Source organism: Bacillus cereus group sp. BfR-BA-01523 (assembly GCF_022662615.1).
Classification (GTDB): domain Bacteria; phylum Bacillota; class Bacilli; order Bacillales; family Bacillaceae_G; genus Bacillus_A; species Bacillus_A mycoides.
In genome coordinates this window covers 81,156-103,587 of sequence record NZ_JAKUDX010000004.1, presented here as the reverse complement: position 1 = coordinate 103,587, position 22,432 = coordinate 81,156, and the positions used below count along the sequence as shown (strand labels likewise).

Genomic DNA, 22,432 nt, shown 5'->3' with positions numbered 1-22,432 from the left:
CTGAAATGTCCTCTATAATTTTTGTCTAAATTAGGTGCTTAGTGTTAGTATTTATCGCATATTTTGACGAGTTATATTTGCAGGATTTCAGAGAATGAAGAGGAATATTACAACATTACTGTAAGTGCTATTATTTGAAAATGTCGTGTTGAAGGCGCTATTATATGTATAACTTATATTGAGTTAGTATACGTGGCGTAAATTAAAGAGTAGATGTAGAAAAAGTTAAAAGGCTGAATTATCTAACTTTTAAAGAGCGCGGGGTTTGTATATAATTAGAAATAGAGAAAGGAGAGATCGGAATGCCAGGACCTTTACTATTGTCGGTTATTATTTTGTCATCTCTTATGGTAGGAATTACACAGTATTTTCATCATACAGATACGACAGAAGAAGTGAAGGCTAAGGTACGTCTCGTGTTTCCGATTTTTATAATATCTATTTCCATATGCTTTTTATTAAATAAAGATGGGTATGTTGTGGCCGTATTTGCGTTTTTTGTAGCGATTGTATTAATAACTGTATTGTACTACGTTATGAAAGAGTACTTACAAAAATAAGGATGCCTGAAAGGGCATTTTTATTTTTGTAGATTAATAATTTCACATACCGTATTTCATATAAAAAAACATAAAATATTTATAATTAAAAAAGTATGTACATCGCGGTGTATTTACTTGTCAATCTTGCATGACCACTATACTATTAAAATGTAGAGATTAGAAAAAAGGGGTTGTATCTAGCATGAAATTTGAGATGCATACAAAAATTATTTCAAATGAAAAAGAAGTAAGATTACATATAGAAGATAATTTATTTCAATTAATTTTAGATGGTTATCATCTATTTACTATTCAAGAAATATTGCCTTTATATAAATCAAACGAAGAAAGAATCGGTAGTGCAATTGTCCAAAAGTTAGAATGGGAGAACGGAAAAACTACACTAAATTATCAGCTTGTTTCACTACAATCAGTAAACTAAAAGGAGAAGGGTAATATGAAGTTTTTTCATACAGCGGATTGGCATTTAGGTAAGCTTGTTCATGGTGTATATATGACTGAAGATCAAAAAATTGTGTTAGATCAGTTTGTACAAGCTGTTGAAGAGGAAAAACCGGATGCTGTAATTATTGCAGGAGATTTATATGACCGAGCAATTCCACCTACAGAAGCAGTAGACTTATTAAATGATGTATTACAAAAGATAGTTATTGATTTACAAACACCAATAATCGCAGTTGCAGGAAACCACGATAGTCCGGACCGCATACATTTTGGTAGTAATTTAATGAAAAAACAAGGATTACATATTGTTGGACAATTTCAGTTTCCATACAATCCTGTTGTTTTAAATGATGAATACGGAGAGGTTCATTTCCATCTCGTTCCGTATGCAGATCCAAGTATGGTTAGACATATATTGAAAAATGAAGATGTTCGTTCTCATGATGATGCGATGCGTATTTTTATGAACGAATTCTCTGAAACGATGGATAAAGAAGCGAGACACATATTTGTAGGACATGCATTTGTAACTTCTTCAGGAGAGGCAGAGGAAAATACGAGTGATGCGGAACGACCACTTTCAATTGGTGGTGCTGAATATGTAAATAGCCATTATTTTGATAAGTTTCATTACACGGCGCTTGGCCATTTACATCAAGCGCATTTTGTACGTAATGAGACAATTCGTTATTCAGGTTCACCACTTGCATATTCTATTTCTGAAGAAAAGCATAAAAAAGGATATTATATTGTGGAACTGGATGAAAAAGGTGAAACAACAATTGAAAAACGTTTACTTACACCACGTCGTAAAATGCGTACAGTAGAAGCGAAAATAGACGATTTATTGCTTCATCCAGTGAGTGAAGATTATGTATTTGTGAAATTATTAGATGAAAATCCTGTCTTGCAGCCAATGGAAAAAATACGTTCTGTATACCCAAATGCAATGCATGTTGAAAGATCTATTCAAAGACGAGAGTTCACAGATGAAAATGAAGTAACTGTTTCAAGACATAAAACGGATGATTTATCTCTTTTAAAAGCATTTTATAAAGAAATGAAAGGGCTAGATTTATCAGAAGAGAAAGAACGTCTATTTTTAGATGTTTTGCAAACAGTGCAAGAACGGGAAGGTGAGCGAGGATGAGACCGATTCAGCTTATAATGACCGCGTTTGGTCCATATAAACAGAAAGAAGTAATCGATTTTAAAGATCTTGGTGAGCATCGTATTTTCGCTATTTCTGGAAATACAGGAGCTGGAAAGACAACGATTTTTGATGCAATTTGTTATGTATTATATGGAGAAGCTAGTGGAGAAGAGCGCAGTGATACTAACATGCTTCGTAGCCAATTTGCTGATGATGATGTTTATACAAGTGTGGAATTAACTTTTCAATTAAAAGGAAAAAGTTATGAAATTAAACGACAACTGGGCCATAAAAAACAAGGAAATAAAACAATTACAGGACATGCAGTCGAATTATATGAAGTAATTGATGAGGAGAAAGTTCCATGTGTCGATCGTTTTCATGTAACGGATGTAAATAAAAAAGTTGAAGATTTAATTGGATTAAGTAAACATCAATTTAGCCAAATTGTCATGTTACCGCAAGGAGAGTTCCGAAAATTATTAACATCTGAAACGGAAAATAAAGAAGAAATACTACGCCGCATTTTTAAAACAGATCGTTATAAATTAATGCGTGAGATATTAGATCAAAAGCGTAAACAATGGAAAGACGTCTTACAAGAAAAACAAAAAGAACGTGAGCTATATTTCCGTAATGTATTTAAATTACCAATACGTGATGGGGCATTATTAGAGACATTAGTGGAGCAAGAGCATGTAAATACACATCAAGTAGTAGAGGCATTAGAACAAGAAACAATTTGCTACAATGCAGAGGTTGAGCAATTACACTTAGAACAAAATGACAAAACGAAACAATTAAAAGAAGCAGAGGCACATTTTCATGCAGCAAAAGCTGTAAATGAGAAATTCAAAGATTTAGAACAAAAGAATGAGAAGTACAGTATTTTACAAGAAAACCGTGCCGTAATCGAAATGAAAGAAAAATCTTTTAAACATGCGGAACAGGCGAAGCGATTATTACCATTTGAGCAATGGCATGAGGAAGCGATGCAATATGAACAGCAGTCTGAAAGTTTGTTAAAACAGATAATCGCAAAAAAAGAGCATATAATGAACAGTTTTGCACTTGCTCAGCAGAAATATGAAGCATTAAAGAATAAGGCATCCGAGCGAGAAAACGCTAAAAAACAAGTTCAAAGACTAGAAGAGTTACAGCCAATTATTGCATCATTAGCTGAGAAAAAGTTAAATTTGCAAAATGCTGAAATTCACATAGGAAAATTAAAAGAAGGTATGCAAAAGTTAGATGAACAACTAGAAGCGCATAAAAATGAAAAACAAAGAATGTCTGGCGAATTACAGCAATTAGAAGCAGCGCTTGAACAATATGTAGCTAAAGTAGAAGAACTAACGAATATGCGAGAAGATGCAAAAGTATTAAAGCAGGCATATGATGTATGGCAAGAAAAACAAAAATACGAACTAGAAAAAGAAAGTGCGTTTCATAAGATGCAACAGGCAGTTAGTACATATGAAAATATGGAACGCCGCTGGTTAAGTGAACAAGCTGGTATATTAGCTCTTCATTTACATGATGGTGAATCTTGTCCAGTATGTGGTAGTATGGACCACCCGAAAAAAGCTACAGAGCAAAGTAATGCAATTGATGAAAAAGAGTTAAATGAGCTAAGAGAAAAGAAAAATATTGCGGAAAAATTACATGTTCAATTAGAAGAAAAGTGGAATTTCTATCGAGTTCAATATGAACAAGTGATAGAAGAAGTGCTAAAGCGAGGCTATCGCTCAGAAGAATTAGTAGAAACATATAGTGCGCTCGTTCAAAAAGGAAAGCAATTAGCAGCAGAAGTTAATGCGTTAAAAGCAAGTGAAGAAACGCGTAAGCAAATTGCTGTGAATATAAAAAGCGTAGAAGAAAAAGTAGAAGAACTCCAGAAACAAAAGCGTGAAGTAGAAACTGTGCAGCACCGTACTGAAATGGAGTGTATGCAGCTTCGTACGTCATATGAACATGATAAGCAAAATATTCCGGAAAGCTTGCAAACGGTACAAGCTTGGAAAGTACAGTTTGACCAAGCTCTGCAAGAACTTAGGTTAATGGAAGATGAATGGGAGAAAGTACAAGAGGCGTATCAACATTGGCAAAATGAAAATATACGTATTCAAGCAGAACATGATAATGCTTCTAATCAATTTAATAGTGCAAAAGAGAAGAAAGAAGAGACCTTCACACGCTTTATGAAAGAGCTAGAACAAAGCGGATTTACAGATCAATTAACATATAAAGAAGCCAAATTAAATGATGCTGAGATGGATAAGTTACAACAAGAAATCCAAAGTTATTACTCATCTCTAGAAGTACTTACAAAACAAATTGAAGAATTAAAAGCAGACTTAAAAGATAAAGAGTATATGGACATTTCTTCATTAGATGAGCAAGTGAAAGAATTGGAAATTAGCCTTGATATTATTAAAGAAAAACGACAACGTGCTCAAAACGCCGTATCATATATTACGGATTTACATGAAAATATTAAACGAATTGATGAACAAATTCATGAGGAAGAAAAAGCATTCCAAGAACTTGTTGATTTATATGAAGTAATGAAAGGGGATAACGATAGTCGTATATCCTTTGAACGTTACATCTTAATTGAGTATTTAGAACAAATTGTTCAAATTGCGAACGAACGACTACGTAAATTATCAAATGGACAATTTTATTTAAAACGAAGCGAACGAGTTGAAAAGAGGAATCGACAAAGTGGATTAGGATTAGATGTATATGATGCATATACAGGTCAAACCCGAGATGTAAAAACATTATCTGGCGGTGAGAAATTTAACGCATCACTTTGCTTAGCACTTGGAATGGCAGATGTAATTCAAGCGTATGAGGGTGGTATTTCCATCGAAACGATGTTTATCGATGAAGGATTCGGCTCATTAGATGAAGAGTCATTAACGAAAGCAGTTGACGCCCTAATCGACTTGCAAAAATCAGGTCGCTTTATCGGTGTAATTTCACACGTTCAAGAACTGAAAAATGCAATGCCAGCTGTATTAGAAGTAACGAAGCAGAAGGATGGGTGTAGTCAGACGAGGTTTGTGGTGAAATAAGCTTGTCAAATTGAAAGTATCTATCCTTACTTTGAACATTGTACCAAATTGTTATAACGTTTTTTCAATTAAGTTCAAATGAATTTAATAATGTTTTTATATAAAGCCGTCTCTATAGTAGAGGCGGCATCTTTATTATTTAAAGGAATGAATGATGCAATTATGAATCATTTGAAGAAGGTGGCGTATTTGCCAAACGGTTATAACTTTTAAAAGCTGAAATTGCAGATATAACACCACCTGTTAAAAATAAAGCTGAACCACCAACTAAAATAATACGACTGACATATGTTTCACGAGCTTCTTCAACTTGTTCTTGTAACGGTGTTGGCATATAAAGTCCCCCTCAATAAGAATGTGTTTTGCAATAGTATATACAAATGCCTAAAATATGTTAAAATCACTGGATAGTATTATGAGGAAGTATATAGTTAGATGTGAATTATTTGAAAAATCTTCATTATAAATTTATGCTAACTTCACATAGAGCACAAATTGAAATTGTATTATGTATATGTACCAAATAGATGAAATTGTATAGTATTGCTGTTTTTAAATAATCGAAATCCTATTATTTCTATATAAGGGTCTTAATTGTATATTTAGAGATAATATTTTATTTAGAAGCAGATTTTAATAAAAAGGAATTCAAATAAAAGGGGAATGTCTTATGACAACATATACGAGCGAGATAAAAAAAAGTTTAGTAACTGAAGAAGATGTGGATATTTTAAAAATAATGGCGCATCCAATACGATTACAAATTGTAAATGAATTAAGTGCACGCAAAACTTGTAATGTAACACAATTAACAGAAATATTAAATATTCCTCAATCGACTGTTTCGCAGCATTTATCAAAAATGAAAGGTAAAGTGCTAAGAGCTGAGAGAAGAGGGTTAGAAATTTATTATTATATTAATAATTTAAAAGCAAGCAAGATTGTTAGTGTTTTAGGATATGTAAATTAATGAATTGTTATTATACAAAATAGCCTCCGCTGTTAAGCAGGGGCTATTTTGTATTGTATTGTTTTATTTATTTGCATTTAAAATTTTATAGTTTTTATGATTTACAATTGTTCGGTCAAATTCAAAAGTACCACCGCTTACATCTGTGACTTCAACTAAGACCGATTCAGTGTATAGTTTTAGTACAGATGCTGTGATCTTTAAGTTATTTCGTTGAAATAGTATAGTATCGCCTACGTTTGCTTTCATAGTACCTCCTTATAAAAGTCAGAAATGTTTGTTTATTATATATATTAAACCACGTATAGATATATTAGTGAATGTTTAGTTTTATTTATCAATAAAATATTTGTTGTTTAATAAAAATTAAAGTGCAAAATTATGTAAATGAATTATATATTTTCTGTTTTTATGTAGAAAATTGTAAAAAACGTTGTACTTTTGTATGGTTCGTTAGAAAAACAAGATATACGGAAGTGGAAGTGGTGGGATTTTTGATTACAAGCATTGTAACGAGAAGCCAGATTACAAGACTATTAAATGATTTGTATTAAGAAATATAGACGCAACATGTTATAAAGCTGGGGAGTTAAAAAGAATATGGTGTTTTTTTGTTTATATAGGATAATCAAAATTTTGAAGTCCAGCCATGGTGTAACAGGGCGCATAACTTTGTATAAAAGAGGATATGAAAACACACATAAGTCGTATTGATGTAAAACATTATAAAAACTACTACGTATTTAACAAGTAGTTTTTTGTATTTCACCCTTCGTTTTCTGTAACTGATTCCATATTTTTGACGCTCCATCTTGTAAGTGCTTACATAAGCGAAAACATCCTATACAATGAAGTTGTTAAGTCGAATGAGGTGGCGAAAATAAAAATAAAAAAAGCATATTTAGCGAATAGCATTGAAATAGAAAGAGGAGGAGAGATGGTATGAAAAAATCATCGGTTAATCCATGGCTTGTTGTCCTTGGAACAGTCATAGTACAAATGGGGCTTGGTACGATATATACATGGAGTTTATTCAATCAGCCCTTAGTGAGTAAATACGGTTGGAGTCTTAACGCTGTTGCTATAACATTCTCAATTACTAGCCTGTCTTTAGCGTTTTCAACTTTGTTTGCGAGTAAATTGCAAGAAAAGTGGGGACTTCGAAAACTTATTATGATAGCTGGACTAGCATTAGGACTAGGATTAATACTTAGTTCACAAGCTTCCTCATTAATATTGCTTTATGTACTAGCAGGGGTTGTTGTAGGTTATGCAGATGGTACAGCATATATCACTTCATTATCCAATTTAATAAAGTGGTTTCCAAAGCGTAAAGGTTTAATTGCTGGTATTTCTGTCTCTGCATATGGTTCGGGTAGCTTAATTTTTAAATATATTAACGCACAGTTAATTGAATCAGTTGGTGTATCACAAGCGTTTATATACTGGGGGTTAATTGTTACAGCTATGATTGTCCTTGGCGCTTGTTTAATCCATCAAGCTGCAGATCAAGGAGCAGTTCATGAAACAAAAACTCAGGAATATACAACGAAAGAAATGTTAGGCACAAAACAAGTATACTTATTATTTATTATGTTATTTACATCATGTATGAGTGGCTTATACTTAATTGGTATGGTAAAAGACATTGGTGTTCAACTTGTAGGGCTTAGCGCAGCGACAGCAGCTAATGCGGTGGCTATGGTTGCAATCTTCAATACATTAGGTCGTATTATTTTAGGACCGTTATCAGATAAAATCGGCCGTTTAAAAATCGTTACTGGTACATTTGTTGCTATGGCAGCTTCAGTCTTGGTTTTAAGTTTCGTAGATTTAAATTATGGTATCTACTTCGTATGTGTAGCAAGTGTAGCGTTTTGCTTTGGTGGAAATATCACTATTTTCCCAGCTATCGTTGGTGATTTCTACGGTATGAAAAACCATAGTAAAAACTACGGAATTGTGTATCAAGGATTTGGATTTGGAGCGCTCGCTGGTTCCTTTATCGGTGCAGTTCTAGGTGGATTCAAACCAACTTTCATGGTGATCGGCGTATTATGTGTCGTATCATTTATTATCGCACTTTTAATCCAAGTGCCTAAGCAGAAAAAAGAAAAAGAAGAAGAGTATCGCAGTGTAGCGTAAGTATATAAATCTTCTTTAACACTATGTTTACTAAAAAGCACCCTATTTAATAGGGTGCTTTTTTATGAATTACAACATGTGGAATTTTCTAGAGGCAAAAAAATGAGTAAAGTATCCGTTTGGATTATATTGGAATATCATAAATTGATATATTATATTCGAAATACTTATTAAATCTTAAATTATAAACACGACATGCATTGGTAATTGTAAGATATACTTTCTCGATATTTTCAGAAAAATGTTGAGAAAATATATACTTGAGTTTTTGGTAAGGCTTTGTAAATGAAGGTATCTACAGTTTATCTTCTTCAATTTTAAAAAGAGGAGTACGAATTAAATTTTTTAATGTAAGTACTTATTAATGCTTTTAGATGTAATTGTATTGAGAAGTACTAAAATATTTTATCTGAAAAATAAAAATAGGTTGACAAGTTTATTGAGAAAGATTATCATTTCGATGTAAGAAGATTAAATGAAAAACATTATCAATTAATAATATTTTGATGAAAAGTACACTTGACCAATTAGTTTAGTAAGTGTATTATTTTTTACATTGATATTGATAATCGTTATCATTATAGCTATTTGTTTAATTAGATTAATTTTCAAATGAAAGGATAGAGGAAATGAACTTAGGGGAATTTGATGGAAAAACGGTTTTAGTAACAGGTGCAGCTCAAGGTATAGGCAGTGTTGTTGCCAAAATGTTTTTAGAAAGAGGAGCTACAGTTATTGCGGTTGATCAAAATGAAGATGGGTTAAACGTACTCTTAAATGAAAATGAATTAAATGAAACACGTATGAAAACATTTCATTTAGATGTGAGTGATAGTACCGCTGTTGAAGATATGGTAAACGGTATTGAAAATGATATAGCACCAATAGATATATTAATAAATGTTGCAGGGGTATTACGTATGGGACCAATTCACTCTTTAAGTGATGAAGATTGGAATAAAACCTTCTCTGTAAATTCTACAGGAGTTTTCTATATGTCTCGAGCAGTAAGTAAACATATGATGCAAAGAAGGTCAGGGGCAATTGTTACAGTTGGTTCAAATGCGGCAAATACTCCGAGAATGGAAATGGCTGCGTACGCTGCATCAAAAGCCGCAACGACAATGTTTATGAAGTGTTTAGGATTAGAGCTTGCAGCATACAATATTCGCTGCAACTTAGTTTCTCCTGGTTCTACTGAAACTGAAATGCAAAGATTACTATGGGCTGATGAGAATGGAGCTGAAAATATAATTGCTGGTTCTCAAAATACATATAGACTCGGTATTCCGTTACAAAAAATTGCACAACCTTCAGAAATTGCTGAAGCAGTATTGTTTTTAGCTTCTGATAAAGCAAGTCATATTACAATGCACAATTTATGTGTCGATGGCGGAGCTACATTAGGAGCTTAATAAAAAATTCAGGAGGTTATTATACTATGAATGAACTTACAGCCGTAAAGGAACTGTCAGAAAAACTTTTAGAAGATTATAAGACAGAATCTTCATTCTTTTTCGCTTCACCAACTCGAACAATATTAGCAGAAGGAGAGTTTACTACAGTAAAACATCGTGAAATTGAAAGCTTTCCAGAACTTGTACAAGCGGTATTAAGTAATGCAAAACAAGCCGGAAATCCGAATCCTATCGTTGTTGGTGCTTTGCCTTTTGATCGTAGAAAAGAAGTTCAACTTATCGTACCAGAACATAGTAGAATTACTGAGCGTTTACAGTTAGAGACAACAAATGAGATAAAACGAAATGAGAAACTGACATTTGAAATGACACCGGTTCCAGCTCCTGAACTTTATATGGATGGTGTGAAGCAAGGAATAGCAAAAATTCAGGACGGAGATTTAAGGAAAATCGTTCTATCTAGATCGTTGGATGTTAAGTCTTCCGAGAAAATTGATCAACAAAAACTACTTCGTGAATTAGCGGAACATAATAAGCACGGCTACACATTTGCTGTGAATTTACCGAAAGATGAAAACGAGAACAATAAGACGTTAATTGGAGCAAGCCCTGAATTGCTTGTTTCACGTAGTGGTATGCAAGTAATTTCAAATCCGTTGGCTGGCTCAAGACCACGAAGTGAGGATCCAGTAGAAGATAAAAGAAGAGCAGAAGAATTACTTTCTTCTCCAAAAGATTTACATGAACATGCGGTAGTAGTTGAAGCGGTTGCTGCTGCGCTTCGTCCGTACTGTCATACATTGCATGTGCCAGAAAAACCATCAGTTATTCATAGTGAAGCAATGTGGCATTTGTCTACAGAAGTGAAAGGTGAACTTAAGGATCCAAATACTTCTTCTTTACAATTAGCAATTGCTCTTCATCCTACGCCAGCAGTTTGCGGAACTCCAATGGAAGAAGCGAGAGAAGCTATTCAAAAAATTGAGCCATTTGACCGTGAATTCTTTACAGGAATGTTAGGGTGGAGCGATTTAAATGGAGATGGCGAATGGATTGTTACAATTCGATGTGCTGAAGTGCAAGAGAATACACTTCGCTTATTTGCAGGTGCTGGAGTTGTTGCTGAATCAAAGCCAGAAGATGAGTTAGCAGAAACATCAGCTAAGTTCCAAACAATGTTGAAGGCTTTAGGGTTAAGAGATAATTCGCTGAATGAAAAATAGGGGGAAGAAAGAATGTTAATAGGTTATACGGAATGGCCAAAAGAATTTGCCAATCGCTATCGAGAAGAAGGGTGTTGGCTTGGAGAAACATTTGGTTCGATGTTAAAAGAACGCGCTGAAAAACATGGAGATCAAATTGCGATTGTAAGTGGTAATTCACAAATAACATATAGTGAACTTGATAAACAGGTAGATCGCTTAGCTTCAGGTTTACTGAATTTAGGAATAAAGAAAGAGGATCGAGTTGTAATCCAGTTACCTAATATTATAGAGTTTTTCGAAATATGCTTTGCACTATTTCGAATTGGAGCGCTTCCTGTTTTTGCACTACCTTCTCATCGCAGTAGTGAAATTAGTTATTTTTGCGAGTTCGGTGAGGCGAGTGCTTACATTATTTCAGATAAGGCTCTCGGCTTTGATTACCGAAAACTAGCAAGAGAAGTGAAAGAGAAAGTTCCCGCTTTACAACATGTAATCGTAGTGGGGGAAGAAGAAGAATTCGTGAACATAACTGATCTTTATATGGATCCGATTCCGTTACCAGAAGTTCAGCCAAGTGATGTTGCGTTTCTCCAATTATCAGGAGGGACGACAGGACTTTCTAAATTAATTCCTAGAACACATGATGACTATATTTATAGTTTACGTATTAGCGCTGACATTTGTAATTTAAATGCAGAAAGCGTCTATATGGCAGTTCTTCCAGTAGCACACAATTACCCGATGAGTTCTCCAGGAACATTTGGAACTTTCTATGCGGCTGGAAAAGTAGTATTGGCAACTGGAGGTAGTCCAGATGAGTCATTTGCTCTTATAGAAAAAGAAAAAGTTACGATTACAGCGCTCGTTCCACCATTAGCAATGATTTGGCTTGATGCGGTATCTTCCCGTAACGACGATTTATCGAGCTTGCAAGTTATTCAAGTAGGCGGTGCGAAATTTAGTGCCGAAGTTGCGAAGCGTATACGCCCTACATTTGGATGTACGTTACAGCAAGTGTTCGGTATGGCAGAAGGGTTAGTAAATTACACAAGATTAAATGATCCTGAAGAAATCATTATTCATACACAAGGTAGACCGATGTCTACATTCGATGAAGTAAGGGTTGTTGATGAAAATGATAACGATGTAAAGCCCGGTGAAGTAGGAAGTTTATTAACAAGAGGGCCATATACAATTCGTGGCTATTATAAAGCGGAAGAGCATAATGCAAGATCATTTACAAAGGATGGATTTTATCGTACAGGAGATCTTGTGAAAGTAAATGAACAAGGTTACATCATTGTAGAAGGCAGAGATAAAGATCAAATTAATCGTGGCGGTGAGAAGGTTGCTGCGGAAGAGGTTGAAAATCATCTATTAGCGCATGATGCAGTACATGATGTAGCAATTGTATCTATGCCTGACGATTATTTAGGAGAACGTACTTGCGCTTTTGTTATAGCTCGCGGACAATCTCCAACTGTAAGTGAATTAAAAACGTTTTTAAGAGCACGTGGTATAGCGGCTTATAAGATTCCAGATCGAATTGAATTTATTGAATCATTCCCGCAAACAGGTGTTGGAAAAGTAAGCAAAAAAGAATTACGTAAAGCCATTGCTGAAAAACTTATTACAGTAAAACGATAAAAAACTATTAAAATTTGGAAGGAAGTGATTAGATGGCTATCCCATCTATTTCAGTATATAAAATGCCGATTGAATCAGAACTACCAAAAAATAAAGTGAATTGGACGCCAAATCCGAAACGTGCGGTTCTTCTAATCCATGACATGCAAGAATACTTTCTTGATGCATATAGCGATACAGAATCGCCAAAAGTAGAACTAATTTCAAATATTAAGGTGATAAGAGAAAGATGTAAGGAACTAGGTATACCAGTTGTTTATACAGCACAACCTGGTGGACAAACGTTGGAACAACGAGGGTTATTACAAGACTTTTGGGGTGACGGTATTCCTGCTGGACCAGATAAAAAGAAAATTGTCGATGAACTTACTCCAGATGAGGATGATATATTCCTAACAAAATGGAGATATAGTGCATTTAAAAAGACGAATCTATTAGAAATTTTAAATGAACAGGGAAGAGATCAACTTATTATTTGCGGTATTTATGCGCATATTGGCTGCCTTTTAACAGCTTGTGAAGCCTTTATGGATGGTATCCAGCCATTTTTTGTAGCAGATGCAGTTGCTGATTTTTCACTAGAGCATCATAAACAAGCATTGGAGTATGCATCTAATAGATGTGCAGTAACGACATCAACAAACTTACTATTAAAAGATTTACAAAGTGTAAAAGGCGATGACAGTGAAGGAATCACTTTACAGGAAGTACATGAACTAGTTGCACAACTACTCCGTGAGCCAGTAGAGAGTATTGAAGTTGATGAAGACTTATTAAATAGAGGACTTGATTCGGTCAGAATTATGAGTTTAGTAGAGAAATGGCGTCGCGAAGGGAAAGAAATCACTTTTGCAGATTTAGCAGAACGTCCAACTGTTGATGATTGGTACCGTTTACTATCTTCACAAGCAGCACAAGTGCTGTAACAAATAGACTACATAATAAAGGGGTAGTAAAGAATGCCTAACAGTCAAAAGATTCGTCATTCGTTATCATCTGCGCAGTTTGGTATGTGGTTTGCGCAGCAATTAGATCCGCTTAATCCGATTTATAATACTGGGGAATATATAGAAATAAACGGAAATATTAATCAAGAAATTTTCGAGTTAGCTGTACGTAAAGTGGTAAAAGAAGCAGAAGCACTTCATGTTCGTTTCGAAGAGGATGAAATTGGCCCATGGCAAGTTATTGAGGAATCGTCAAAGTTTCATATGCATTTTATTGACGTTCGTAAAGAGGAAAATCCTGAAGAAGCTGCTAAAGTATGGATGAAAAATGATTTATCTATGCCCGTGGATTTAACAGAGGATAAATTATTTACTGAAGTACTTATTCAAGTTGAAAATAATCGTTTCTTTTGGTATCAGCGCATCCATCACATTGTGATGGATGGCTATGGATTTTCACTTCTTAGCCAAAAGGTAGCGAATGAGTATACATCACTTATAGAAGAAACAAACAAGAATGAAAAGCCATTTGGTTCTCTTGCAAAAATTGTACAAGAAGATAATGAGTATCGTGAATCTAAACAATTTCAGGAAGATCGTACTTTTTGGCTAGAAAAGTTTGCAGATGAACCGGAAGTTATAAGTTTAGCAGAACGAGCGCCGAGAACATCAAATGGATTTTTACGAGAAACTGCTTATCTATCAAATGCTAGTACGAAAACTTTACTAGAAGATATTAATATTTCGTTAACGAGTTGGCCCGAATTTGTTGTAGCCGTAACAAGTATTTACATGCATAAATTAACAGGTGCAAATGATATTGTTTTAGGTTTACCGATGATGGGGCGTCTTGGTTCTGTATCTATTCATACACCAAGCATGGTAATGAATTTAGTTCCACTTCGTCTCACTGTAACTCCAAATATAACTCTTGCGGAATTAATACAGCAAGTTTCTAAAGAAATTCGAGACGTACGTCGTCATCATAAATACCGTCATGAGGAATTAAGAAGAGACTTAAAGCTACTAGGTGAAAATCAAAGGTTGTTTGGGCCGTTAGTGAATGTTATGCCTTTTGATTATGGGCTTAACTTTGCTGGAAATCGTGGTATTACACATAATTTATCAGCAGGACCTGTTGATGATTTATCGATAAATGTATATAAACGTTTCGATGAAAATGAGTTAATGATTCATTTTGATGCGAATCCGGAAGTATATAACGGCGCGGAACTAGCATTGCATAAAGAAAGATTTATGAGTCTATTAGAATTAGTGATAAATAATTATCACAAAGACGAGCCGATTGGAAAAATAAACATTACTCTTCCCGAAGAAAATCATAAAGTTTTATTGGAATGGAATGAAGCGAAGAAAGCTGAAGAGCTAATTAATCTACCTATATTATTTGAAAAACAAGTACAAAAAAATCCAAATAAAATAGCAGTTACTTGTAACGGGATAAAACTTACGTATAAAGAGCTAAATGAACGAGCGAATGAACTAGCACACTATTTATTAGAAGAAGGAATACGACCAAATCAGTTTGTTGCCTTAGCATTTCCAAGATCAATAGAAATGGTAGTTAGTATGTTAGCAGTTCTAAAGACGGGTGCAGCGTATTTGCCGATAGATCCAGAATACCCAGTTGAACGTATTAGTTATATAGTAAATGATGCAAAACCGGTGTATATCATAACACATTCATCTGTTTCATCCTCTTTAGTTATAGAAAATAATATTAAAAAAATCATATTAGATAGCGAAGAAACGAAAATAGTGTTAAAAACATATTCTCATATGAATATACCATTTAAAAATGATGAATCACTTTTAAACCCAGCGTATACAATTTATACTTCAGGATCCACTGGAAATCCAAAAGGTGTAATTGTTCCTATGAAAGGTTTAAGTAACTTCTTATTAGCCATGCAACATACGTTTTCATTAAATGAAAACGATCATTTATTAGCAGTTACAACGTTTGCGTTTGATATTTCTGCTCTAGAAATTTATTTACCTCTTATTAGTGGTGCAAGTATAACAATTGCACAAAAAGAGGTAATCCAAGAGCCTTCTGCGTTAACGACATTGTTACAAGAAGAAAGAGCGACAATTATGCAAGCTACACCGACGCTCTGGCAGGCGTTAATAACTGAATATCCAGAGAGGTTACAAAGGCTAAACGTACTCGTTGGCGGTGAAGCTCTTCCGGCACATTTAGCAAATAAATTAAAAGAATTAGGTTGCTCTATAACTAACTTATATGGACCAACTGAAACGACTATTTGGTCTACTTTCATGAACATTGATGACAGTGAAAATGGTATACCTCCTATTGGAAGACCAATTTGGAATACAGAAGTGTACGTTTTGGATGCAGGGTTACAGCCTGTTCCACCTGGAGTTATCGGTGAATTATATATTGCAGGAGAAGGACTTGCGAACGGATATTTAGGAAAACCAGCGTTAACGGCTGAACGGTTTGTTGCAAACCCTTATGGAAAAGATGGAGCACGTATGTACCGCACAGGTGATCTTGTGAAATGGCGTAACGATGGTGTGTTAGAGTACATTAGTCGCGCAGATCATCAAATTAAAATTCGCGGTTTCCGAATTGAATTAGCTGAAATTGAAACGGTATTACAACGACATGAAAATATACAGCAAGCAGTGGTAATGGTACGAGAAGATCGTCCAAATGATAAACGAATCATTGCGTATATCGTTGCCGAAGAGAAGGAACCAATTAATCTTTCGGAAATTCGTTCTTATGTTTCAGAAAGTTTAGCGAATTATATGGTGCCATCGGCATTTGTTGTGCTAGAAGAATTACCATTAACACCAAATAGTAAGGTTGATAGAAAGAAATTACCTGCTCCTGATTTTAATGGAATGAACAATGAGAGAGTTGCTAGAAATCCGAAAGAAGAAATATTATGTGATTTATTTGCTGAAGTACTTGGTGTTTCGCGAATTAGTATAGATGATAATTTCTTTGAAATGGGTGGCCATTCGCTTCTTGCATCTCGTTTAATGGCAAGAATTCGTGAAACGTTAAGTGTAGAATTAGGAATCGGAAAGCTATTTGAATCACCAACTGTTGCTGAATTAGCGAACCAGTTGGATCGTGCAAAAAGCGCAAGGCCAGCTATTAAGAAAGTAAGTAGGCCAAATGAAGTTCCACTTTCATTTGCACAGCGCAGGTTATGGTTCTTAAATTGTTTAGAAGGTCCAAGTCCTACTTATAATATTCCGTTAGTCATTCGTATGTCTGGAAAATTGAATGAGGAAGCACTGCAAGGTGCCTTTTATGATGTAGTTGAGAAACATGAAACACTTAGAACGATTTTCCCGAATTCACTTGGCAGTTCATATCAAAGAATTCTAGAAATGGATAAATTGAATTTAAAAATGATTATAACAAATACATGTAAGGATGAATTAGAAAGTACACTGTCTGAAGCTGTAAGATATAGCTTTAATCTTGATATCGAACCAGCAATTCGTTTGCAACTTTTTAAAGTGAGTGAAAACGAACATGTTTTACTAATTCTTTTGCATCATATTGTAGGAGATGGCTGGTCATTACAAGCGTTAACGAGAGACTTTACAGCGGCTTATAAAGCACGATGTCAAGGTGATAGTGTTCAACTAGAAACCCTTCCAGTTCAATACGCAGATTATTCACTATGGCAACAACAGCTATTAGGTGATGAAACAAAACCAGACAGTATTATTTCAACACAATTAGATTTTTGGAAAGAAGAGTTAAAAGGTTTACCAGATCAAATGGAGTTACCTACAGATTACCAGCGCCCAATTGAAACTAGTTATCGCGGGGAAACAATTCATTTTCATTTAGATGAAGGTATGCATAGTAGGTTAGTGGAGCTCGCTCGTAAAAATGGAGTTAGTTTGTTTATGGTGTTGCAAGCAGGACTAAGTGCCTTATTTACAAGATTAGGTGCTGGAACTGATATACCATTAGGTAGTCCGATTGCTGGAAGAAACGACGATGTACTCACGGATATAGTTGGTTTATTTGTAAATACATTAGTGTTACGCACAAATACATCAGGAGATCCAAGTTTTAAAGAATTATTAAATAGAGTGAAACAGGTAAACCTTGCAGCTTATGAAAATCAAGATGTTCCATTTGAACGACTTGTTGAAGTGTTAAACCCAGTACGAACTCGAAATAGTCATCCGCTGTTTCAAGTTATGTTAGCTTTCCAAAATACGCCAGAAGCAACGTTTAATGTACCGGATTTAGAAGCGAGCCTTGAAATTCAAAGTGTTGGTTCTGCAAAATTTGATTTAACATTTGAAATTAGCGAGAGTAACAGAGTTGATGGTACTCCAAACGGCTTACACGGATTGTTAGAGTTTAGTACCGATTTATATAAACGTGAAACGGTTCAAAAACTAATAGAACGATTCATTCTATTATTAGATGATGCAGAGAAACATCCGGATCAATCAATTGGTAGATTAGAAATATTAACTTTAGCAGAGCGAAATACAGTTTTAGAAAAGTGGAATGGTGGTTTTCAAATTGTACCTGAAATGACATTGCCACAATTATTTGAAAAGCAGGCTCATGTAAATCAAAATTCTATTGCTGTCGTCTTTGAAGATGAAAAACTAACTTATGAAGAGTTAAATAGAAAAGCGAATAAAATAGCTCGTTTGTTAATAGCGAAAGGAATCGGTCCTGATCAACTTGTTGCTTTAGCGATGCCGAGATCTTTAAATATGGTTGTAAGCTTACTTGCTGTTCTTAAAGCTGGTGCGGGATACCTTCCGTTAGATCCGGATTATCCGTCAGATCGTATCTCATTTATGCTACACGATGCGAAACCATCATGTGTTTTAACAAATTCAGATGTGGAAATTGAATGTGATGAGGCACTAAAGATTTTAGTTGATGATGTGAACGTAATAGAAGAAATTGAGAAATATAGTGAAGACAATATAGATGAAATGGAGCGCATGAAGCCGTTATCTCCTTCACATATTGCTTACGTTATTTATACGTCAGGCTCAACAGGTAGACCGAAAGGGGTTATGATACCTCATCAAAATGTAGTGAGACTTTTAGGCGCAACTGATCATTGGTTCCAATTTGACGCAGACGATGTGTGGACGATGTTCCATTCATACGCTTTTGATTTCTCGGTTTGGGAAATTTGGGGACCTTTATTATATGGAGGGCGTTTAGTTGTAGTACCACATACTGTAAGTCGCTCGCCGAAAGAATTTTTACAGCTTCTTGTTAAGGAAAAGGTTACTGTTTTAAACCAAACTCCATCAGCGTTCTATCAATTGATGCAAGCAGATCGTGAAAATGAAGAGGTTGGTCAAAAATTATCTTTACGATATGTTGTTTTTGGCGGAGAAGCACTTGAACTAAGTCGATTAGAAGATTGGTATAGTCGTCATCCTTATAACACACCGAAGCTTATTAATATGTACGGAATAACGGAGACGACGGTACATGTTAGTTATATTGAATTAGATGAAAGTACCGTATCTTTACGAGCAAATAGTTTAATCGGGTGCAGTATACCGGATCTTAAAGTATACGTATTAGATAACTATTTACAACCGATGCCACCTGGAGTAGTTGGAGAAATATATGTTGCAGGTGCAGGGCTCGCTCGTGGATATTTAGGAAGAGCAGGATTAACTGCTGAACGTTTTATCGCAGATCCATTTGGTAAGCCAGGTACAAGAATGTATCGTACAGGAGACCTAGCGCGCTGGCGTCAAGATGGGACGTTAGATTATATAGGACGTGCAGATCATCAAATTAAAATTCGTGGATTCCGAATTGAATTAGGGGAAATAGAAGCGGTAATAATGAAACATCCTAAAGTTGAACAAGTAGCTGTTATTGTACGGGAAGATCAACCAGGGGATAAACGATTAGTTTCTTATATCGTCGCATCAAATAATGAAACGATCGATACGAATGAAATGCGTCAGTATGTTGGAGGTAGTTTGCCAGATTATATGGTTCCATACGCTTTTGTAGTAGTAAATGAGTTACCTTTAACCCCAAACGGTAAATTAGATAGAAAGGCATTGCCAGCTCCAGAATTTATTGCATCATCTTCTAGCCGCGGACCGAGAACACCGCAAGAAGAAATGTTATGTGACTTGTTTACAGAAGTTTTAAGTGTGTCTCAAATTGGAATTGATGATGGATTCTTTGATCTTGGTGGTCATTCACTTCTTGCAGTGCAGCTGATGAGTCGCATTAAAGAGGCACTTGGAGTTGAACTAAATATCGGAACTTTATTTGCAGCACCTACTGTTGCAGGGCTTGCTGAAAGACTTGAAATGGGGAATGGTCAAAGTGCACTTGATGTGTTGCTTCCATTACGAGCAAGCGGAGATCAATTACCACTATTTTGTGTACATCCAGCAGGTGGATTAAGTTGGTGCTATGCAGGACTTATGAAATCTTTAGGAACAGATTATCCAATCTATGGTGTACAAGCACGTGGTATCGCTGAAAATGAAGAACTTCCAAAAAGCTTAGAGGAGATGGCGGCGGATTATTTAAAACACGTTCGTGAAATACAGCCTCACGGACCATATCGTTTACTCGGATGGTCGCTTGGAGGAAATGTTGTTCATGCTATGGCGGCGCAACTTCAAAATGAAGGGGAAGAAGTAGAATTACTCGTTATGCTTGATTCGTATCCTGGTCACTTCTTACCGAATACGGAAGCACCTACTGAAGAAGAAGCGTTAATCGCATTACTTGCTTTAGGTGGATATGATCCAGATAACATGGATGGTAAACCACTTACTATGGAAAGTGCGGTTGCAATACTTCGCAAAGATGGAAGTGCATTAGCAAGTCTTGAGGAAGAGACTATTTTAAACTTGAAAGAAACATATGTAAATTCAGTAGGGTTGTTAGGGAAATATGTGCCAAAAGTTTATAACGGGGATATTTTATTCTTTAGATCTACTGTTATACCAGACTGGTTTGATCCTATTTCTCCAAATACGTGGCTAAATTATTTAGACGGGGAAATCGTGCAGCATGACATTGATTGTAGACATAAAGATTTATGTCAGCCAGGTCCACTTACAGAAATTGGACAAGTGCTAGCGAAATATTTGCAGAATAAGAAAGGGGTAAGTAAAGTATGACGAATCCATTTGAAAATGATAATTACACATATAAAGTATTAATGAATGAGGAGGGCCAGTATTCTCTCTGGCCTGCCTTTCTCGATGTACCAATTGGATGGAATGTCGTACATGAAGAAGCTAGCAGACAAGTTTGCTTAGAATACGTTGAAGTTAACTGGAATGATTTAGAGCCGAAAAAAAATCAAATTAGCGAAAAAATATTAGTAGGAAAACAATAATGAAAGTGAAAATAAATCCAAAAGTAGTTGTAAGCATCGTTTATATAACAGCGATGTTTATGGCTGCGATGGATGCAACGATTGTGAATGTAGCACTGCAAACGATAAGCAAAGAACTGCAAGTGCCCCCATCTGCAATGGGGACTGTAAATGTTGGGTATTTAGTTAGCTTAGCTATTTTCCTTCCGATTTCTGGTTGGTTAGGAGATCGCTTTGGTACGAAAAAAGTATTTTTAACTGCCCTTTTCGTTTTTACAATTGCATCTGCACTATGTGGAATTGCTAATGATATTACTTCATTAAACACTTTTCGTATCATTCAAGGTGCTGGTGGCGGACTTTTAACACCAGTCGGGATGGCGATGTTATTCCGAACATTTTCACCAGAGGAAAGACCAAAAATTTCTCGATTTATTGTACTTCCAATTGCTGTAGCACCAGCGATCGGACCAATTATTGGTGGTTTCTTTGTAGATCAAATGTCTTGGCGCTGGGCATTTTATATTAATCTGCCGTTTGGTATCATTGCGTTGCTATTTGGACTTCTATTTTTAGCAGAGCATATTGAAAAATCGGCTGGTCGTTTTGATTCTCTCGGTTTTGTTCTTTCAGCACCAGGTTTTGCGATGCTCATCTATGCACTCAGTCAAGGCCCGTCAAAAGGTTGGGTTTCTCCAGAAATAATTAGTATTGGGATAGCTGGGATTGTATTACTTACATTGTTTATTATTGTAGAACTTAAAGTAAAGCAACCGATGTTAGATTTACACTTATTAAAAGAACCGGTCTTTAGAAAAATGAGTCTTATTTCGTTGTTTTCATCAGCTGGTTTACTAGGAATGTTATTTATTTTTCCGCTTATGTATCAAAATGTAATAGGAGTTTCCGCGCTGGAATCGGGTTTTACTACATTCCCAGAGGCGATTGGATTAATGATTTCTTCGCAGATTGTACCATGGTCATATAAGAAATTAGGAGCTCGAAAGGTAATCTCTATTGGATTAGTAAGTACGGCGGTTATCTTTATTTTATTAAGTTTTGTAAATCATGATACGAATCCATGGCAAATTCGGGCACTATTGTTTGGCATTGGTATTTTCTTAGGTCAATCTGTCGGTGCGGTTCAATTTTCTGCTTTTAACAATATTGCACCACCTTCTATGGGGAGAGCAACTACTATATTCAATGTGCAAAACCGATTAGGATCTGCAATAGGAGTTGCTGTTTTAGCTAGTATACTATCTGGTTTTGGAAGTAATAACGTACAGAATAATGCACAGTCAGATTTTTTACCATATCAAGCAGCATTAATTGGATCAGCAATATTTTTACTCATAGCATTACTATTTTCTTTACGTATTTCTGATAAAGAGGTAATGTCAAAGAAGAATAAAAAGCCGTTATCTGTATTACAAAAAGAGAAAGAAGTTGTAAATGAATGAGTTGCAGCATGCTAATACTCT

Annotated in this window: 15 protein-coding genes; 13 read left to right on the top strand and 2 right to left on the bottom strand. The window is 35.3% G+C overall.

What is annotated here, in order from left to right; all coding sequences use genetic code 11:
* Positions 1-302: 302 nt before the first annotated feature.
* The 4 genes from MR066_RS12470 (at position 303) to MR066_RS12455 (ending at position 5,243) form a co-directional block, all read left to right on the top strand.
* Positions 303-560 (top strand): hypothetical protein, encoded by a 258-nt coding sequence (locus MR066_RS12470; RefSeq protein ID WP_002012747.1) that lies wholly within the window; start codon positions 303-305, stop codon positions 558-560.
* A gap of 184 nt (positions 561-744) precedes the next feature.
* Positions 745-984: a DUF2584 family protein gene (locus tag MR066_RS12465; RefSeq protein WP_002085739.1), complete on the top strand. Its 240-nt coding sequence runs from the start codon at positions 745-747 to the stop codon at positions 982-984.
* A gap of 15 nt (positions 985-999) precedes the next feature.
* Positions 1,000-2,157, top strand: a complete 1,158-nt coding sequence (locus tag MR066_RS12460; RefSeq protein ID WP_242247385.1) for an exonuclease SbcCD subunit D — start codon at positions 1,000-1,002, stop codon at positions 2,155-2,157.
* Positions 2,154-5,243: an AAA family ATPase gene (locus tag MR066_RS12455; protein ID WP_242247384.1), complete on the top strand. Its 3,090-nt coding sequence runs from the start codon at positions 2,154-2,156 to the stop codon at positions 5,241-5,243. The genes MR066_RS12460 and MR066_RS12455 overlap by 4 nt, the downstream gene beginning before the upstream one ends.
* 160 nt (positions 5,244-5,403) lie before the next feature.
* Here the strand turns inward: MR066_RS12455 and MR066_RS12450 are convergent, their stop codons facing one another.
* On the bottom strand, positions 5,404-5,577 hold the full coding sequence (locus MR066_RS12450; protein ID WP_002031929.1) for a hypothetical protein: 174 nt from the start codon (positions 5,575-5,577) through the stop codon (positions 5,404-5,406).
* Positions 5,578-5,913: 336 nt separating this feature from the next.
* On the opposite strand from MR066_RS12450, the gene MR066_RS12445 reads away from it, so the two are divergent.
* Positions 5,914-6,213 (top strand): ArsR/SmtB family transcription factor, encoded by a 300-nt coding sequence (locus MR066_RS12445; protein ID WP_002012759.1) that lies wholly within the window; start codon positions 5,914-5,916, stop codon positions 6,211-6,213.
* A gap of 63 nt (positions 6,214-6,276) precedes the next feature.
* Here the strand turns inward: MR066_RS12445 and MR066_RS12440 are convergent, their stop codons facing one another.
* Entirely contained in the window at positions 6,277-6,462 is a 186-nt protein-coding gene (locus tag MR066_RS12440) for a YkvS family protein (protein ID WP_002012762.1), read from the bottom strand.
* Between the two features lie 693 nt (positions 6,463-7,155).
* On the opposite strand from MR066_RS12440, the gene MR066_RS12435 reads away from it, so the two are divergent.
* The 8 genes from MR066_RS12435 (at position 7,156) to MR066_RS12400 (ending at position 22,411) form a co-directional block, all read left to right on the top strand.
* Complete coding sequence (locus MR066_RS12435) at positions 7,156-8,358, top strand: L-lactate MFS transporter (RefSeq protein ID WP_242247383.1); 1,203 nt, start codon at positions 7,156-7,158, stop codon at positions 8,356-8,358.
* Positions 8,359-8,987: 629 nt separating this feature from the next.
* Positions 8,988-9,773, top strand: coding sequence for a 2,3-dihydro-2,3-dihydroxybenzoate dehydrogenase (gene dhbA, locus MR066_RS12430; protein ID WP_242247382.1), 786 nt, complete (start codon positions 8,988-8,990; stop codon positions 9,771-9,773).
* A 26-nt stretch (positions 9,774-9,799) separates the two neighbouring features.
* Positions 9,800-10,999 (top strand): isochorismate synthase DhbC, encoded by a 1,200-nt coding sequence (dhbC, locus tag MR066_RS12425; protein WP_242247381.1) that lies wholly within the window; start codon positions 9,800-9,802, stop codon positions 10,997-10,999.
* A 12-nt stretch (positions 11,000-11,011) separates the two neighbouring features.
* Complete coding sequence (locus tag MR066_RS12420; RefSeq protein WP_242247380.1) at positions 11,012-12,628, top strand: (2,3-dihydroxybenzoyl)adenylate synthase; 1,617 nt, start codon at positions 11,012-11,014, stop codon at positions 12,626-12,628.
* A gap of 32 nt (positions 12,629-12,660) precedes the next feature.
* Positions 12,661-13,554: an isochorismatase family protein gene (locus MR066_RS12415; RefSeq protein WP_002136203.1), complete on the top strand. Its 894-nt coding sequence runs from the start codon at positions 12,661-12,663 to the stop codon at positions 13,552-13,554.
* Between the two features lie 33 nt (positions 13,555-13,587).
* Positions 13,588-20,748: an amino acid adenylation domain-containing protein gene (locus MR066_RS12410; RefSeq protein ID WP_242247379.1), complete on the top strand. Its 7,161-nt coding sequence runs from the start codon at positions 13,588-13,590 to the stop codon at positions 20,746-20,748.
* Positions 20,745-20,969: an MbtH family protein gene (locus tag MR066_RS12405; RefSeq protein ID WP_000184075.1), complete on the top strand. Its 225-nt coding sequence runs from the start codon at positions 20,745-20,747 to the stop codon at positions 20,967-20,969. The genes MR066_RS12410 and MR066_RS12405 overlap by 4 nt, the downstream gene beginning before the upstream one ends.
* Entirely contained in the window at positions 20,969-22,411 is a 1,443-nt protein-coding gene (locus MR066_RS12400; RefSeq protein WP_242247378.1) for an MDR family MFS transporter, read from the top strand. Before MR066_RS12405 ends, MR066_RS12400 begins: the two co-directional genes overlap by 1 nt.
* Positions 22,412-22,432: the final 21 nt, after the last annotated feature.